Source organism: Pseudoxanthomonas sp. P4_B2 (assembly GCF_056402315.1).
This window is the reverse complement of sequence record NZ_JBFUHQ010000008.1, coordinates 27933-44409: the sequence shown is the minus strand read 5'-3', so window position 1 is coordinate 44409 and position 16477 is coordinate 27933. Positions and strand designations below refer to the sequence as shown.

Genomic DNA, 16477 nt, shown 5'->3' with positions numbered 1-16477 from the left:
AGCTGGTCATCCGCTTCGCGGGTTCCGCCCTACGTGTACTCGCAACCGGACGAGCAACCGGGCAGCGAAGCTGCTATTGCAGAAAAAAGTAACAGATGAAGGAGTTGCTTCATGCGGCCTAACGCCTGAATTAAGCCGTGCCGCGAAGCGGGTTCGGCTTGAATGAATTGTTAGGCACCCATTGTAAAGAAGGTAAAACCCTTGTTGGGCTTTCGCTCCGTCTCAGCAGTCACCTCATCAATATCCTCAAAGTACACCTTGGCATTCTGGGTCTGGTGCTCCGGCGGAACATCCAGGTCTGCGTCATTACGCAAGAGATCGACCGCAAGCATCTCTGCCTGTTCCGGGGAATCAGCCTCAACGAAACGGGTGGTGTAGAAGCCGACCGACTCTTCTTGGCCGATAAGCTTGCCCGGAAAGTTGTCACCGCGAATGAAGCAACGAAAGAGTGGCATGGGTGCCTAACGCCTGAATTAAGCCGACCCGCGAAGCGGGTTCGGCTTGAATGAATTGTTAGGCGCCATGCTCGCGATCCGCAAAGAACATGTGCATGGCACCAAGGAAATCCCTGGCCTCATCCCCGCTAGTAAAAGTATGCGAATGTGCCTCCGAGCTCCAAAGGGCAAGGATCGCGCTGTCGCTCTGTTGCAGTAAATTCGCGAGCTGCGCAACGAGTAGGGAGCGCGTTGTAGCGTCGTGGCCGGCATAGATGTCTGCCCAGATCTCCTCATCCGAGGCAAAGTCCAGGTATGCGTCTTGGTGATACCAAGAGCCGATCGCGTTCTTGAGGATGGAGAGATCCATGTGTGCCGTTGAATGAGCGAGATTCTTTCTCATGATGCCTAACGCCTGAATTAAGCCGACCCGCGAAGCGGGTTCGGCTTGAATGAATTGTTAGGCCGCAAACACAGCGGCCTTGCCAGTGCGGATACGCTAGCCACTGCTACTGTCCGTAATGGAAAGCTCGAGGACACTACCATTGACGTCCACAAGGAGGCGGCTTCCGTCAGTGAACTGGATAACCAACTCTTCCCGTCGATGACGCAAGACAGTTTTCACGGCCTTTCCAGCTAGTAGCTCAGTGGCACTTACGGCTTCTTCTTCAAGCGTCACGGAATATTCCTTTGAGGCCTAACTACGATTAGACCCCAAAGTGGGGTGTAGCGCGGATTGTGGGTGTGGCCTGGGAGGCCCGTCAATCGGACTTTGTCTTACGGCATAAGGGATTACGGCGATATCGCGGGTCGGCAGCGTATTAACCGCCTTGGCGCGTTAGCCACCCCGAATCGCAAGGTTCGGAACCTTGCACGCAAGCCAATTTGCTCTGCGCGCAAGGTTCCGGAGGCGACGCTTGACCTGCTTCCACTGCGCGCGCAAGCAAAAATGCCTTGCTCGCAAGCTTCCGTGCTTCGCGCGCGACCCGAAGAACTGCGCGCGCAAAGAAAATTACTTCGCCATTACCTTCGGGAGCTCCGGACGCCGACCGTAATAAGGCTTCCCGCGAAGCGCGGAGCTGCAAGCATGTCTCTCAACACCTTGCGCGCAAGGAAATTTGCTTTGCGCGCAAAGCTAAATGTGCCGAGTCCCGCCTTTGGAGCTTTGCGAACGGAGCTAAGAAGCTTGCGCTAGCGCTTCTAGAGCCCGGCTACGCATCCTTTCGCTTCTGCGTTCGGCCGGTCGTCTTCGCGAGTGAGGAACACCGAGCGCAGCGAACCGCATCAATTGCGGGCAACAACGCGAACGATGCCGTGCGCCTTCGGCTTACCGCATCCTACGGGGCCTGTTAGGCACCTCTGCCGAGATAGCGACCGAAATCTTCTTGGCCAGTGGCACCCCACCATCTTGTGACACTAACGCTCCCGCCAAATCTGCTTTGCAACTTGAGTAGGTTGAGCAAGGCGCCAACGTTTGCAGGGCTCCAGTGTGGCCCCATGCGGTAATCGATGACGAGAGATGCGGGATCAACAAGAATCCCTAGAGTTGGCAGTATATGGTCGTCGGTACTGATTGAGTCCAGAACGACATGGAATGAATCCGCCAGCCCAGCGGTCACCAGTTCGGCGTCTCCCGGGCCTGTGAAAGGCACTTCGCGGAGTTCTTTCCGGAGCCAAAGATAAGAGCCGTTCTTAGCGACGTTCTCTGCGCCTAGTTCAAAGAAGTAGGCGAACGCTTGGTGGAGAGACTCTTGATTCTTGAAGTCGACGTCGATCTCAGGAAGAGAGCCATCATCGCTTTCAAAGTATCGCGAAATATCCATGTGGCGCCTAACTTCGATTAGACCCCACAGTGGGGTGTAGCGCCGATTGTGGGTGTGGCCTGGGAGGTCGTCAATCACGCTCCATTTGCGCGCCACAAGGGTTACGGCGATGCCGAGCCGGCAGAGACCGCGGCACCTGTGCGAATTAGGCGGTAAAAGATCGAGCATTCCCTGAGCGATCGCGAACAGGCTTAGCTGACGCGCGCTACCCGGGTCGGAAGGTGGTGGTGGCGGCGATCTGGTCGGCGGTTTCGGCCAGGTGGGTGAAGCAGTGGGCCAGGCCAGTGCGGAGCAGGATGACGGAAAAGGGGGGACGATCTAGCGGCCCCCTTTCGATTGATCGCCATCATGTCGGCGGATCAGTCTGTCCAGCTTGCCGACAACCGGGTGTTGCTTGAAACCGGACCACCACTGCCAACGCGTAATAAAGGCCACTGTCTTCCCGAATCCGGTGTCACCGCTGAAATGCAGAATTACCGTCCTCGGATTGATCCAATCACGTCTTTCGACCCGCTGCAGCTGCGACACGGGTACTTCGTAGTGCCGGCCACGGTCGGCAATGTGGAAGCGATCTTCCCGCAGATAGACGTGCCGCACCTTGGCGAACTTGTAGTAATAGAAGCCAAGACCAAACAAGGTCATGATGAGGTAAATCGCAACCATCCCATCACGGCGTATCAGTAAGAAAACCGTTCCGACGGCGCACATCGCAACCCACAACGGCGCCACCACATACTTCCAGGCAATCGTTGTTCTGGAGGAAAGTCGTTCTGGTTCCATGGACCGCGCCCGCCAGTGATGGGATAAGCGAAGGAAAGGTGGGGTCAGAAACTCCGCCCCACTCATCCTACGGCCCTAGCGCGAAGGCCGGAAGTGGAAGGTAGCCACTATCTGGTCGGCGGCTTCGGCCAGGTGGGTGAAGCAGTGGGCTAGGCCGGCGCGGGCAGAATGAGGTGGTCGGGCTTGAGGATTTCTGGCTGGCTGAGTTCGGCCAGCAGGTGCAGGTACTAGAAAACGTACTCGGAACCATTTTTTCTCGGACAGGCTCGCCTTACCCTGGCCGGAAGATGGTGGTGGCGGCGATCTGGTCGGCGGTTTCGGCCAGGTGGGTGAAGCAGTGGGCCAGGCCGGTGCGGGACAGGATGAGGGCGTCGGGTTTGAGGTGTTCGGGTTGGCTGAGGTCTGCCAGCAGGTGCAGGTATTCGCAAAGGCATTGCAGTTGGTGGTGGGCTTCTTCCGGCAGGTGGTAGCCGGGCTCGCATGGCGTTCCTTGGCGCATGACGGTCTCCTTTCTTCTTCGCGATGGAATGCCTTGCGCGTGCGCGCGCAAGGTGTCGGGAGGTTCGAAACCGCACGTAGCCGGCGGGCATATTTCCCTTGCGGGTGTTGTATTCAGCCGCCCTCCCGACGCGGAACAGTGCGCCGGTTGCACCCAAGACGCGGGCACAAAAAACCCACCAGATTGACGGAGGTGGGTACCGCTACGTGAGGAGTTTCGACGCTCCTTGGAAGTGAGTTTGCGAAGGTGATGGTGTGATGTCAACTCACACTTGTAGCCAGCCGAAATGCGATTTCGGAGGGGTGCGGGGCCATTGACATGGCCCAACCCGCCTTATGCGTGTTAGTCGCAAAGTTCGTCCTGGTCTGAATCTTCGCAATCGCCGCTTTCAATCAATTCCTGCTGAACCTCTTCTGCGTAACTTTCACAACCCTCAATGAAAGATTGGGATCGTCCGCCGCATTCGTCTGGAGTTTCAACTCCTTGGCGTTCAGCCCATGCATACCCGGCCTCGTGGCCGCTGCAATCGTAACTACAAGGATGGTCACCGAAATACTTCGGGACGGCAGGAGTGGCCAGCACTCGTTGAGGCCTATAGTTTCCGATGACAACACAACCAACATAAGGCTTGGATGTGTATAGGGGAACGCCGTTGTCTGAGCATCTGTATAGCAGCCGAGCACTTGGATCGCCGGCAATGGTTTCAATAAATGAATAGTTGATTGCGCGGGGCTCGATACTACCAGGCGGCGGTGGCTTGGCAGAATAGTGCCTTATTCCGTTCTGGATATACGAATGCACTTGTCCAGAAACGACCCGTTGCTGTTGCGCAATTACAGGCGAACCAACAGAGAGAAATATCAGCGAGAAAATTACCCATCTCTTCACGATTCATTCTCCCTGGCTGACTATCGGCGACCTTTTACCTACCTTGCACTTACAGCCGTTCAGATTCGCTCACCAAATCTTGTACTGCTTCTTGAATGCGCCTGATATCGTTGTTGGCATTCTCGATGTATTCAACGCCACATTCCTGGAACTCGCGCATTTCGCTGTTGTAGCGCTCAACCTCACGGTTGTACTGGTCGATTGCCCATTCGTCGTTGCTATAGGGTCTGCTTGGCTTGGAATAAGGTGCGTCGCAATCTGGCTCTGGATATCGACTCATGGAGAAGTTCGATCCGCCCGTAACATACGCCCCTGCCGTCGTAACTGCCGAAATTCCGACAATGGCGATCACCGTCTTCCATCTGTAAAGTTTCATAACAATCCGCCCCTTAGTTGTCGAGGAAGCATACGCGCCATCTCGCAGCGACGACAAAAACAGATGGCGGCAGTTAACCCATTTAATCTAGCCGCCCTCTTCCCCGTTGGTGACTAAGCATGTCGAGACGACTAATTAGGAACGAGTGGATGAAACTAGCCCAGCCAACGGGTCTAAGCGCTGGGCTGAGCATCATCCGGATTTTTCATGGCTTTCGCGGACGCAACGCGTAGTGACTTGTTTGCTGACTTGGTAATTTTCCGACGCGCTTCGTTCGCCTTGTCACCTTCCAACACTTCACGCTTTATGACTTCGTTTACCAATACTGCCTTGATCTGCTCGGAATCGATCCGAACGTCCGGAGAAAGTCTGCGAAGCTCTCGTCGGATTACATCAAGAACGGAATCAGTCTGCAGCATAGCGCCCACAAAGAAACGTGATAGCGCCTGCTTCTGAGTGTGATACTCGCCTAGCACTGAGCGCTGCCAGCCTTCCTTGCACCAAAGGTAAAGGAGCTCTATATCGCCTTCAGAGCGTGGACTTAGAGCGCAAAAATCTATCTCCAACACGAGTTCTTGATCAATCGGCTTCGCAAAAATGAGGTGGTACACGCGCCAAGTAACCCCATTGGTAAGTAGGACCCAGTCCACCCCCTGATTGGCAGCGTAGTCGATGGCCTGCTTTACATGCGCGTCTTTCAAATCCAGTCCTATTGCCTTGACCTCGATTAGGGTTTGAAGCTGACCATCCATCTTGATGGCCAAGTCGCAGTAGGTTCCCCGAATGGAGTACTCGGAGGTTACGTCCGAATACTTGTCGTAGCCGAAGACATCAGCAAGCATGTCTTTGATTATCGTTACAGTGTCGGCCTCACCAACATCACGCGCTTTAGCCGCGGCCAGAATGGGTTGATAACGCTTTATCCCCGCCACTAGCCGCTCAGCAACTTTCTTAGGCACCGAAGCCATGCTGTCTTCCCCCCTCTGAATCCAGGACCTCCCCAGGCCGTTAGCTCCCAGCGTACGCCGCTTCGTCTAGTCGCACTAGACTCACAGAAGATTCCACTTGATGTGAATTATTTACGTTGTCATGTACACAACAGAACTAGCAGAATTGCCGGTTACGTAGGCTGAGTTAGCTTCACCAACCCGCATGCAGAGCCTCGAACGAAAGCGCTGGGTTGGTAAAGCTAACCCAGCCTACGGCCCTAAAGAGGAGAACGGAAAGGAAACGGAGGCAACTAAATTGCTTAGTTACCTCCGTCCCCTTTAGCGACAACTTGACGGTCCCTACATTCGGGAGCAGCATCAGACTATCCGCTTTCGGAAGCAACGAAAGCATCTTGCGTTGCTGGGGAGCAGCCATGTGGATAAGCCATGCTCGCTACTGACGACATCGTCCCGTACTGCGGCGTAGTACTCGCACGTGCAGATAGTCCAACCGGTCTGATATTGGTTGTGCAAACACTAAAGAAGCGGATCAGCCAAGAACTTAGGGCCGAATGGTTATCGCACGACCACGACGACGCACATGGTGGGCGCTATATAACTTGTTTTTTCTATTATCAACGACCTCCTCATTGGGCACCCAACTCAGAAGTCCGTGAAACCAATTACGCGTATTTCAGCGTAGGAATCGCGAATGGGTACTTCGTGTTCCATTGCTCCGACAATGACGTCAAAGAGATTCTTCTCGAATTGCTCGATGCTGATACCTTCCCGGTGAGAAAGATCTCCAGGGAAGTCTTGAATTATGCATTCATTGAAGGAAGTGACGTAAAGACGCTATGGCTTCACGGTATTCACAACAGGACTTCAGTCAAAGCAGATAGTAAGGCCCTTACGGGCTCCAACCTGAGAATGGCGCTCGACCCAAGCGGAGATCAGAGCTATTCCTACAATTCACTACGCGGAAATGTTGAACTATTGCGAAGGGATCGCACCTTTGGCGTGAATCTCACGGAATCGTATCTTTGGCTATATCGAATGAACACTTGGCCGGAGTTCTTAGCCGCATGCGATGCACTCACCGAAATATTGCGCAGAGCCAATGGAAAGACCTCAAGCACTCCACTCGAAACCGTCTCACATCCAATAAGCGATACAGACACCATGATTGGCGCGTTCGATTTTTCAATTGTTGACGCTGAAACCTCCGGAGGGACAACTTTCGGCGCTGCGAGGATTTCTCTTCTCGACAAAATCGACTTGGAATATGAGTTCGACCTTATCCATCAGGTTGTCCAAGACAATTTGGTAAGGCTTAGAATTAATCACAAGCAGAATGGCCTTCGTTCCTATATTGGCGAGATCCATGCGGAGCCTGCTCTTGTTCGCGGTCAGCTCAAATTCGAAGCCACCAAGGTAGACGTGCAACGAGGACAGTCCGGCAAGCTTGATGAATTCGCTCGGATATTCTCACATCCACCGCTTGTTCGAGCTTGGTACGACAGCGGCCACGTCATCACAGGCGGAGGATGTTATGAAGTTAGTTATAAGACATCTCCTTTTACTGGAATGTACTGGTCTGACTTCTCGCGGTTCAACGTGCTTAAGGAGAAGCCCAATAGACCAGCAAACGGCGCATTCCTGTCAAATATCGGGGCAGTCGGGGAAGACTCACTCTTCTCGTGGGTGTACCACGCTCTGATGAGGGGAACAAAGACTCGACGCCTTTCGCATCTGAGGATGGCAACTGGCTCAGACTGGCTTGTCTGCGATGACGGTTCCGGCGAGATATCTGACTTTCTTCATGCGACCACGCTCGACAACCATCATCACCTGACGCTAATTCACGTCAAGGCTTCCAACTCGGACAGACCCACTCGCCTCATCTCTGTTTCGGCGCACGACATTGTCATAAATCAAGCAATAAAGAATATAAGCAGCCTAAACAAAGCTAATGTCGTGTCCGCACTTCAAAGTCGAATTCCGGCGAATAGCACCAAGCCAGCATGGAATATACAGAACGGTGTGATTGCGAGTGCACCGGCATCTGGCTTCGTCAATGCGATCAGTACTTGGAGCGCAGGAAGAATCAACTTCCATGTGGTAATCGTGCAACCTCACACGTTGCGCGCGGCCTTCAGGAATCGCGGCAACACCAAACCGCACGGTCAACTTTGCACGCTCCTAAATAGTGCATCACATCAGATTGCCGGGTTGGGCGGTGTTCTGACCGTGGTGGGAGCAAGATAAACCGATATTCGGGTCCGCAATGAAAGGGGTCAGGTCCGTTTTTAAAAGTGAGAAATGAACCTGACCCTATTAGTGGTTGGCCGATTTTAGTGCTCAAGGGCAAGATATTTCTCGCATAGCCTGTCCATTTCTTTGAACTGAGATACCAACCACTTCATCGTCTCAGCTCTAGCCGTGATCGCTTTACTTCTCTCGTCACCAGCCGGCCCTTCTGACAAAGAATTGTAAAGTTCAAGATCGACGATCTTGTGCCAAAGGATTTCATCGAAATATTTAGAAAGATCCGGTCCGAACAGCCAGCGAGCCGGCCGAGTGCCGGCTAGATAGTCGACTTGTTCTTCATTTGTTAGTCGGCCCTTGCTGCCCACGATGCCAAGAGCCCGCCGAGCTACTTCGTAGACGGCCATGCGCCTGTCAAACAGATCCAGCTTGAGCTTGTTTCGTGCAATTTTGGATTGGCGAAACGCTATCCATGCAGCGACCAGCCCGATAGTCGGCAGCGCGAAAGCAGATATGTAACCGGTCCAGTGCATCGTAGTGCCCATTGAGTTTTCTTCGTCTGATACAAGCGCTCTACCTGAGTGTCCGCCGCCGAGTTTTGGCGCGTTCTACCACGCGGGATTAACGTCTAGAAACGGGGTCAGAGTACATTTCTTTAAAACGTACTCTGACCCCGTTTTTCTAGAGCTTCTTGTTTGGCTGAAGGAGGCGGTAGTGCCCAGGCTGGATTATTGACATACCTCTAGTCCGACGACGCCAAAAACTGGCGGTCAGAAGTATACGTGTAGAAAAACGTACTCTGACTCTTGTTTCGGCAGAGTTTCAGTGTGAAGCGCCCCGGGTGCGCTTCGCTTACCCGGCTACGCTGACTGATGGAAAGGTTCAATTCGTTGTACGCGCGTTCTTCTCAATTCCAATTGCGACAACTGCTTTGCTGGTCCCGAAGAATCTAAGCACACTCGACCCTGTTGGATGAATGAGTTCACCCAGAATCAACCCTCTTATGGCGCCGTTGGCAACGCCAATAGTTGTTCTGCGTTCCTCACAAACTTGCGCGAACTCTGCCCATTCTTTCGGGTCGCGCAGAGATACCAGCGCGAGTCTGCGAATTGGATCCATCATACCCAAGGGAGCGTAGAACCACATTTCTTGTGTCACCAACTCAACAGCAGCCTTAATTTTCTCAAATGCTGGCATAGCAAAGCGCTGTTGCGCCAGAACCAGTTCATGCTTGGACTGCAGCGCATGAACTTCAATGGACATTCTGGAAAGGCGTGCACGGTCCGGCCAAAATTTTGAGGTCTTCTCTTCGACTTGGTTGGCTAGAAACTCAACAGCACCTTCATCGGGAACGACATCACTTTTGATCTCTGCATGAGCTTCGACCAGGAATTCTGCGTACAGCTCCAAGCTTAGGAGGAGGTCACAGAACTCAGAGAAGAAGGCGTATATCTCGTCCTCCGCCGCTAATCGGATCTGAGTTCTTTGCTGAGCCCTCCAGGCGGAGTGGGCAACGGAGAACGCCAATAGGAAGCCCACCACGGTTACTAAGACCGTGCTCATTGCTACCTTGGTCTCTGGGGATTGCTCATCCACCCAAAGAATAAGCTCACCAAAACTCAGCGGCCGGCTTGCGAGAATAACGGGGGCTGCAAAATAGGCTGTGATTGCCAAGACCAGCAAACCCTTTGGCTTCTGCGTGAGCCATTTTCCGAAGACAAGAACACTCATGCCAACGAGAAAAGCAAGCCGTACCCATGGATTCTCCATGTGCCGTAGAATTCGTTCCTGCTTGCGTGCGCTACTTTCCAAGGGCAAAGTCTCCTTGCAAATCATGAGAAGCAAGTGGCTAGGCAAGGCCAAACTTCACACCCCGGAACCGGGAGATCGTGGGCAAGCCGCCACGGGTGCACCCCACTCGCCAGGACTGCGCCGGCTCCGACTAGGGGCGACGGGCGGCTAGGATTCTTGCCTTCTGAGTCTCGAATTCTGCGTCCGTAAGAATGCCCCGCTTGTGCAGATCATCGAGCTGCAAAAGCTCTGCATACATATCCGAGTTTGAAGAGGCACTCGTATGAGCAGTCTTTGCTACGACGTTATCTTGCCCTTTTGGCACAAGCTTGAAGGTGTAATCCGCCGAGGGCCACTGTCCTGGACCATTGCCAACATCCCTGAAGTCCATCGAAAGGGGCTGCAAGGCCATACCCTTACTTTCGGCGAATGCTGTTGCAGCTTCAATGACTTTCTTCTTGGTCGTAGTGTCTCTGGCAAAGATGCCCGCATGATTCTGATATGTGGCCATGTAGGTGTCAGCAGACAGTTGAATGACCTCTGGATCTTTAGCCAAAGCTGGGCCGGTCGCAAACATCCCCGCAATCAACACCAACTGAAGCCTCTTCATCCCCTTCCCCAATAGCCCTTGTCACTCATCGGCCCCGAGCAATCCGAATCCGAAAATGGCGCAACTAAGGTGCGCTTATCCGCACTTGCTATACCCACAGTTCAAACACGTAGCGCACCCATCCATGATGACCAGCGCCTTCGTGTTGCACTTGTGGCAGAGCGTGGCGCTGGGCGGGAAGCTGGTGCCGTCGCCGGTGACGGAGATGTCTTCGTGGGAGGCGGGGTCGGTGTTCGCGCTAAGAGCGCCCCCATCCGCCCTGCGGGCACCTTCCCCCGCAGAAGCGGGGGAAGGGTTTGGAATGTTGCTTACGTTAGAGTTTTTTTTTGCGCGGGTTTCGTAAGCGGCACGCTTCTCGGCCAGGATCGCCCGCTGGTGATCGCTCATTTCCGGATCGTGGATCAGACCGATCGACTTCATGTGGTCTTCCACAATGGCGCCCAACTCCGCCACCAGCGACGGCATGTACACCCCGCCCGCCTTGAAATAACCACCGCGCGGATCGAACACCGCCTTCATCTCGTCGACCAGGAACGTCACATCGCCGCCCTTGCGGAACACCGCCGACATGATGCGCGTCAGCGCCACGATCCACTGGAAATGCTCCATGGACTTCGAATTGACGAAGATCTCGAACGGACGGCGCAGCTCGTGCTCCGTACCCGGATTCAACACGATGTCGTTGAGCGTCACGTACATCGCGTGCTCCACCAACGGCGACTTGATCTTGTAGGTACTGCCGATCAGCACTTCCGGGCGCTCGATGCGCTCGTGCATGTGGATGATGTCGGCGACCGGGAATTCGGCCTCGGCCTTGGCGCGGGTGACCGACTCGGCCTGGATGGCGGCAGCGCTTTCGCGCGCACGGTCTTCCGGGGTGAGGACGGAGTAACCCTTGATTTTTTTGTCGATCTTGACGGCCATGGAGCTGGTTCCTGATTGCTTGTTATTAGGTGCGACTTGGTAGGTGGTTCGGTTAGGGCGCTGAAGTAGTGGCCCTCACCCCAACCCCTCTCCCAGGGGAGAGGGGCTTTTTGCTTTGGGCTTACTTTTTCTTTGCGGCTTTCTTCACTGCTTTCTTGGCGGCCTTCTTGGCAGGCGCCTTCTTTACGGCTTTCTTGGCGGCTTTCTTCGGCGCGGCCTTCTTGACGGCTTTCTTCACCGCTTTCTTGGCCGGCGCCTTCTTGGCTACGGATTTCTTGGCGACTTTCTTGGCCGCCTTCTTCGCGGCCTTCTTGGCGGGCTTCTTGCCGACCTTCTTCTTCAGGGCGGCGGCTTCGGCCTTGGCGGCGGCGCTGGCGGAAGCCAACGACTTCTTGGCCTTGGCCACGGTCTTCTTCACGGCCTTGCTGGCTTTGTCCGTGCGCTTGGCGACCGCCTTCTTGGCGGCGGCGGTGCGCTTCTTCACGGCCTTCTGCGCTTTCTTCGCCGACTTCTTCACCGAGGCGACAGCGTCGCTGGCGGTCGAGGCGATTGAGCTGCCGATGTTGCTCGCGGTTTCTTTCACGCTTTCTGCAGCGCCCGTTAGGGTCGCTACCACACCGTTTCCGTTGCTCATGTAGATGCCCTCCTGGGGCCGTGGGTTTGGTACAGAGCCGACTCTATACCGGTTGGTGCGAGGTGTGGAGTGATTGCGTGAATGGTTGGGTGGGTGCGAAGAGCAGCTCGCTGCGCTTCGCCTCCCCCTCTCCTGCCCTTCGGGCATCCTCTCCCACGAGGGGAGAGGAGAAAACGCGAAGCTTAGAACTTGCCGTAATAGCCTTCTTTTAGGGCGTCGAACAGGTTGGCGGCGGTGTGCATTTCGCCGTCGTATTCGATCTGCTCGTTGCCCTTGACCTCGACCACGTTGCCGTCTTCCAGCTCGAACCGATAGGTGGTGTTTTCCAGGTCCGCTTCCTTGACCAGCACGCCCTGGAAGGCGGCCGGGTTGAAACGGAAGGTGGTGCACCCCTTCAGGCCTTGCTCGTGGGCGTAGCGGTAGATGTCCTTGAACTGCTCGTACGGGTAGTCGGTGGGGACGTTGGCGGTCTTGGAGATGGAGCTGTCCACCCACTTCTGCGCCGCGGCCTGCACGTCGACGTGTTCCTTGGGATTGATGTCGTCGGCGCTGATGAAATAGTCGGGCAGACGGGCGGCCGCGTCCTCGGCGAAGGGAATGGCCGAGGGGTTGACCAGGTGGCGGTAGGCCAGCAGTTCGTAGGAGAACACGTCGACCTTTTCCTTGGACTTCTTGCCTTCGCGGATCACGTTGCGGCTGTAGTGATGGGCGAAACTGGGCTCGATGCCGTTGGAGGCGTTGTTGGCCAGGCTCAGCGAAATGGTGCCGGTGGGCGCGATGGAGCTGTGGTGGGTGAAGCGGCTGCCGATCTCGGCCAGCTCGTCGACCAGTTCCGGCGACACCGAAGCGATGCGCTGCATGTAGCGGCTGTACTTGGCGTGCAGCACCTTGCCGGGGATCTGCTGGCCGATACGCCAGCCGTCCTTGGTCATTTCCGGGCGCTGGCGCAGCATGGCGGCGGTGACGTCGAAGAGTTCTTCCATGATCGGCGCGGCGCCCTTTTCCTTGGCCAGCGCGAGGCCCATTTCCCAACCGGCCACGGCCATGTCGCGGGCGATGGACTCGGTGAACTCGCAGGACTCGGGGCTGCCGTACTTCATCTGCAACATGGTCAGGGTGGAACCCAGGCCCAGGAAGCCCATGCCATGGCGGCGCTTGCGCAGGATCTCGGCGCGCTGCTGTTCCAGCGGCAGGCCGTTCACGTCCACCACGTTGTCCAGCATGCGAGTGAACACGCGCACCACTTCTTTGTATTCCTCCCAGTCGAAGGTCGCCTGGTCGGTGAAGGGCTTGCGTACGAACGTGGTGAGGTTGACCGAACCCAGCAGGCAGGCGCCGTAGGGCGGCAGCGGCTGCTCGCCGCAGGGATTGGTGGCGCGGATGTTTTCGCACCACCAGTTGTTGTTCATCTCGTTGACGCGGTCGATGAGGATGAAACCCGGCTCGGCGTAGTCGTACGTCGAGACCATGATCATGTCCCACAGGTGGCGGGCGCGGATGTGGCCGTAGATCTTGCAGGCCACCAGGCCGTCGTCGCGGCTGACGTAGTTCTTGTGGGTGGGCCACTCGCGCCAGATCACTTCGGACTCGTCGTCGACGTTGATCTCGTGCTGTTCCTTGGCGTTGACCGGGAACACCAACGGCCAGTCGGCGTCGTTGGCCACCGCGTCCATGAAGCCGTCGGTGATCAATAGCGACAGGTTGAACTGGCGCAGGCGCCCGTCCTCGCGCTTGGCGCGGATGAAGTCCTTCACGTCCGGATGCGACACATCGAAGGTGCCCATCTGCGCGCCGCGGCGACCGCCGGCCGAGGACACGGTGAAGCACATCTTGTCGTAGATATCCATGAAGGACATCGGACCGCTGGTGTAGGCGCCAGCGCCGGCGACGAAGGCGCCGCGTGGACGCAGGGTGCTGAATTCGTAACCGATGCCGCAACCGGCTTTCAGGGTCAGGCCGGCTTCGTGGACCTTGTCCAGGATGCCGTCCATCGAGTCCTCGATGGTGCCGGACACGGTGCAGTTGATGGTGGAGGTGGCGGGCTTGTGTTCCTGCGCACCGGCGTTGGAGGTGATGCGGCCGGCGGGAATGGCGCCGCGGCGCAGCGCCCAGAGGAAGCGCTCGTACCAGTAGGCGCGCTTCTCGGCGGTGGGTTCGGCGTCGGACAGGGCCCGGGCCACGCGCTGATAGGTGCCGTCGATGTCGGCATCGATCGCTTCGCCTTGCTTGGTCTTCAACCGGTACTTCTTGTCCCAGATGTCTTGCGAGGCCGGCTGCATCGGGACCAGGGACCCTGCAGCTTCTTCTGTCTTAACCGCCTCGAGGCGCACCGTGCTCATGATTGTGTTGCTCTCCCTGTTCTTAAACTGTGGTGTCTGAAACTGTGGTGTCTAATTTTTGTTTGGACTGCGTTTCTTATGCGCCTGGACGGTCGGGCCGGCCAGTGCGTGCGTTGCATAAATGTGTCACGGACCGGAGCGACAGCGACGTCGGCGCGCACAGCGGCGTGGTGAGCACCGCAGTGGGCTGCGAATTGTGCGTGCCGTCCCGTAAAACCAGCGTCGCCGTCGATGTCATGCGCTATCCCCGAAGCGCCCTGTTTCCAAGCAAAAACCCTACTGCTTGGGTCCGTTTCGCAAACGACCGCTATATCTAGTGGCAGAGCGAAGGCTGCAAGCTACGCCCGGGCGGCCGGCCTGTCAACGGGTTGACGGTCAAATTGCAAAGGTCCCCTATTCAGCTTTTAAGGCCCGTCCGGGGACGGCCAGGTTCGACTTCATTGCGGGTTTAAGCAGCGGTAAGCACACTCATTCATATAGCCGAACTGCCTTGTCCGGCCGTCGCTTCCCCGCGGCGGATCCGGCGGCCTCGCCAGCCCCCTTCCTTTATCGAATCTCCTTGTCGAATCTCCTTGCCGAACCGACCCATGCGCCCGCTCCCCACCCTGCTTGCCCTGACCGCCGCCGCCGCTTTCGGCGGCTTTGCCGCCACCGGACTCCGTATCGCGCTGGACACCCCCGCCGAGGCGGCGCCGTCTGCGCCGGCGGTCATTCCCTCCATGGGCGCGCTGCCGCCGGTGGTTAACGGGCAACCGCTGCCCGACGGCAATGGCTCGCCGTCACTAGCGCCGATGCTGCAGCGGGTGATGCCGGCGGTGGTCAATGTCTACAGCCGGCAGACGGTCAAGCTGCGCAGCCCGATGGGCCCCTTCGCCGACGACCCGGTGTTCCGCCGCATGCTGGGCATCCCCGACATGCCGCGCGAACGCGTGCAGCAATCGCTGGGTTCGGGCGTGATCATCGATGCGAAGAATGGTTACGTCATCACCAATCATCATGTGATCGAGAACGCCGACGGCGTGTCGGTGACCCTGAGCGACGGCCGCAGCGTCGAGGCGCAGTTCATCGGTTCGGACCCGGATACCGATGTGGCCCTGATCCGCATCCCCACCGGCAACCTGACCGAGATTCCGCTGGCCGACAGCAGCGCCTTGAACGTGGGCGATTTCGTGGTGGCGGTGGGCAATCCGTTCGGCTTGGGGCAGACAGTGACTTCCGGCATCGTGTCGGCGGTGGGCCGCAGCGGCATTCGCGGACTGGGTTACCAGAACTTCATCCAGACCGATGCTTCGATCAATCCCGGTAATTCCGGCGGTGCGCTGGTCAATCTGCAGGGCCAACTGGTGGGCATCAACACCGCCAGCTTCAACCCGCAGGGCAGCATGGCCGGCAACATCGGCCTGGGTTTCGCCATTCCCAGCAATCTGGCGCGCAGCATCAAGGACCAGTTGATCGCCAACAACGGCGTGGTCATCCGCGGCACGCTGGGGCTGGAATCGCAGACGCTGACCCCGGACGTGGCCAAGGGCCTGGGCCTGACCGATACCCGTGGCGCGCTGGTGACGCGGATCTACACCGGCTCCGGCGCGGCCGCGGCCGGATTGAAGACCGGCGATGTGATCGTGTCGGCCAACAACGAACGCATCGACAGCGCCGAGTCGTTGCACAACTACGAAGGTCTGCAACCGGTCGGTAGTCCGCTGGCGCTGGGAATTCGTCGCGACGGCAAGCCGTTGACGCTGCGCGCGACCTTGAAGGAACAGCCGCGCGCGCTGGCGGGCGCGACGCTGGATCCGCGCCTGACCGGCGCCTCATTCGCCGAGCTGCCCGAATCGCTGCGCCAGGCCGGCTTGAACGGCGTGTTGGTCAAGGACGTGGCGCGTGGCAGTCGTGCGGCGCAAAGCGGCCTGCAGCCCGGAGATGTGGTGAGGGGCGCGAGCTCGGAAGAAATCACCGACCTGGCCGGCTTCCAGGCCAGCTTCTCGCCCAAGCCGCCGCAACTGGTGCTGTCCATCCAGCGCGGCAATGCCGTCGGCAATCTGCTGCTGCAGTGACCGCTCCGTATCGCAGAGACGCGCGGACCTGCTACTGATAGAAGACCTTGCTACTGGCAGACCCTGCTACTGACAGGCTGTTAATGGCGACCTGTTATAGATGGCGTCCCCGGTAGGCGCACTCTGCC

Annotated in this window: 16 protein-coding genes; 2 read left to right on the top strand and 14 right to left on the bottom strand. The window is 57.0% G+C overall.

What is annotated here, in order from left to right; all coding sequences use genetic code 11:
• Positions 1-170: 170 nt before the first annotated feature.
• The 8 genes from AC1DTQ_RS17145 to AC1DTQ_RS17110 all read right to left on the bottom strand — a co-directional run bounded on the left by AC1DTQ_RS17145 (position 171) and on the right by AC1DTQ_RS17110 (position 5768).
• The gene (locus AC1DTQ_RS17145) at positions 171-455 is read right to left on the bottom strand and encodes a hypothetical protein (RefSeq protein ID WP_477851129.1); all 285 of its coding nucleotides are present in this window, start codon (positions 453-455) and stop codon (positions 171-173) included.
• A 58-nt stretch (positions 456-513) separates the two neighbouring features.
• On the bottom strand, positions 514-837 hold the full coding sequence (locus AC1DTQ_RS17140) for a hypothetical protein (RefSeq protein WP_477851128.1): 324 nt from the start codon (positions 835-837) through the stop codon (positions 514-516).
• Between the two features lie 946 nt (positions 838-1783).
• Positions 1784-2257 carry a hypothetical protein gene (locus AC1DTQ_RS17135; RefSeq protein ID WP_477851127.1) on the bottom strand — a complete coding sequence of 158 codons (474 nt, stop codon included), beginning with the start codon at positions 2255-2257 and terminating at the stop codon, positions 1784-1786.
• Between the two features lie 318 nt (positions 2258-2575).
• Complete coding sequence (locus tag AC1DTQ_RS17130) at positions 2576-3037, bottom strand: hypothetical protein (RefSeq protein ID WP_477851126.1); 462 nt, start codon at positions 3035-3037, stop codon at positions 2576-2578.
• Between the two features lie 271 nt (positions 3038-3308).
• A complete protein-coding gene (locus AC1DTQ_RS17125; RefSeq protein ID WP_477851124.1) occupies positions 3309-3536 on the bottom strand; it encodes an XAC0095 family protein in 228 nt (75 codons plus the stop codon).
• Between the two features lie 342 nt (positions 3537-3878).
• Positions 3879-4424: a hypothetical protein gene (locus tag AC1DTQ_RS17120; RefSeq protein WP_477851123.1), complete on the bottom strand. Its 546-nt coding sequence runs from the start codon at positions 4422-4424 to the stop codon at positions 3879-3881.
• Positions 4425-4473: 49 nt separating this feature from the next.
• Positions 4474-4800, bottom strand: coding sequence for a hypothetical protein (locus AC1DTQ_RS17115; protein ID WP_477851121.1), 327 nt, complete (start codon positions 4798-4800; stop codon positions 4474-4476).
• A gap of 173 nt (positions 4801-4973) precedes the next feature.
• Positions 4974-5768, bottom strand: a complete 795-nt coding sequence (locus AC1DTQ_RS17110) for a type I restriction enzyme HsdR N-terminal domain-containing protein (protein ID WP_477851120.1) — start codon at positions 5766-5768, stop codon at positions 4974-4976.
• 408 nt (positions 5769-6176) lie between these two features.
• On the opposite strand from AC1DTQ_RS17110, the gene AC1DTQ_RS17105 reads away from it, so the two are divergent.
• Positions 6177-7997 (top strand): hypothetical protein, encoded by a 1821-nt coding sequence (locus AC1DTQ_RS17105; RefSeq protein WP_477851118.1) that lies wholly within the window; start codon positions 6177-6179, stop codon positions 7995-7997.
• 86 nt (positions 7998-8083) lie between these two features.
• Here AC1DTQ_RS17105 and AC1DTQ_RS17100 read toward each other — a convergent pair whose 3' ends face one another.
• From AC1DTQ_RS17100 to AC1DTQ_RS17075, 6 genes are all read right to left on the bottom strand, one after another.
• The gene (locus AC1DTQ_RS17100; RefSeq protein WP_477851117.1) at positions 8084-8542 is read right to left on the bottom strand and encodes a hypothetical protein; all 459 of its coding nucleotides are present in this window, start codon (positions 8540-8542) and stop codon (positions 8084-8086) included.
• 337 nt (positions 8543-8879) lie between these two features.
• Positions 8880-9767, bottom strand: a complete 888-nt coding sequence (locus AC1DTQ_RS17095; protein ID WP_477851116.1) for a hypothetical protein — start codon at positions 9765-9767, stop codon at positions 8880-8882.
• A gap of 172 nt (positions 9768-9939) precedes the next feature.
• Positions 9940-10398: an SHOCT domain-containing protein gene (locus AC1DTQ_RS17090; RefSeq protein WP_477851115.1), complete on the bottom strand. Its 459-nt coding sequence runs from the start codon at positions 10396-10398 to the stop codon at positions 9940-9942.
• 75 nt (positions 10399-10473) lie between these two features.
• The gene (locus tag AC1DTQ_RS17085; RefSeq protein ID WP_477851114.1) at positions 10474-11322 is read right to left on the bottom strand and encodes a TSCPD domain-containing protein; all 849 of its coding nucleotides are present in this window, start codon (positions 11320-11322) and stop codon (positions 10474-10476) included.
• Positions 11323-11443: 121 nt separating this feature from the next.
• Positions 11444-11956, bottom strand: a complete 513-nt coding sequence (locus AC1DTQ_RS17080; RefSeq protein ID WP_477851113.1) for a hypothetical protein — start codon at positions 11954-11956, stop codon at positions 11444-11446.
• 182 nt (positions 11957-12138) lie between these two features.
• Entirely contained in the window at positions 12139-14295 is a 2157-nt protein-coding gene (locus tag AC1DTQ_RS17075; protein WP_477851112.1) for an adenosylcobalamin-dependent ribonucleoside-diphosphate reductase, read from the bottom strand.
• A gap of 587 nt (positions 14296-14882) precedes the next feature.
• Here AC1DTQ_RS17075 and AC1DTQ_RS17070 point away from each other — a divergent pair.
• Positions 14883-16349 carry a Do family serine endopeptidase gene (locus AC1DTQ_RS17070; RefSeq protein ID WP_477851111.1) on the top strand — a complete coding sequence of 489 codons (1467 nt, stop codon included), beginning with the start codon at positions 14883-14885 and terminating at the stop codon, positions 16347-16349.
• Positions 16350-16477 lie beyond the last annotated feature (128 nt).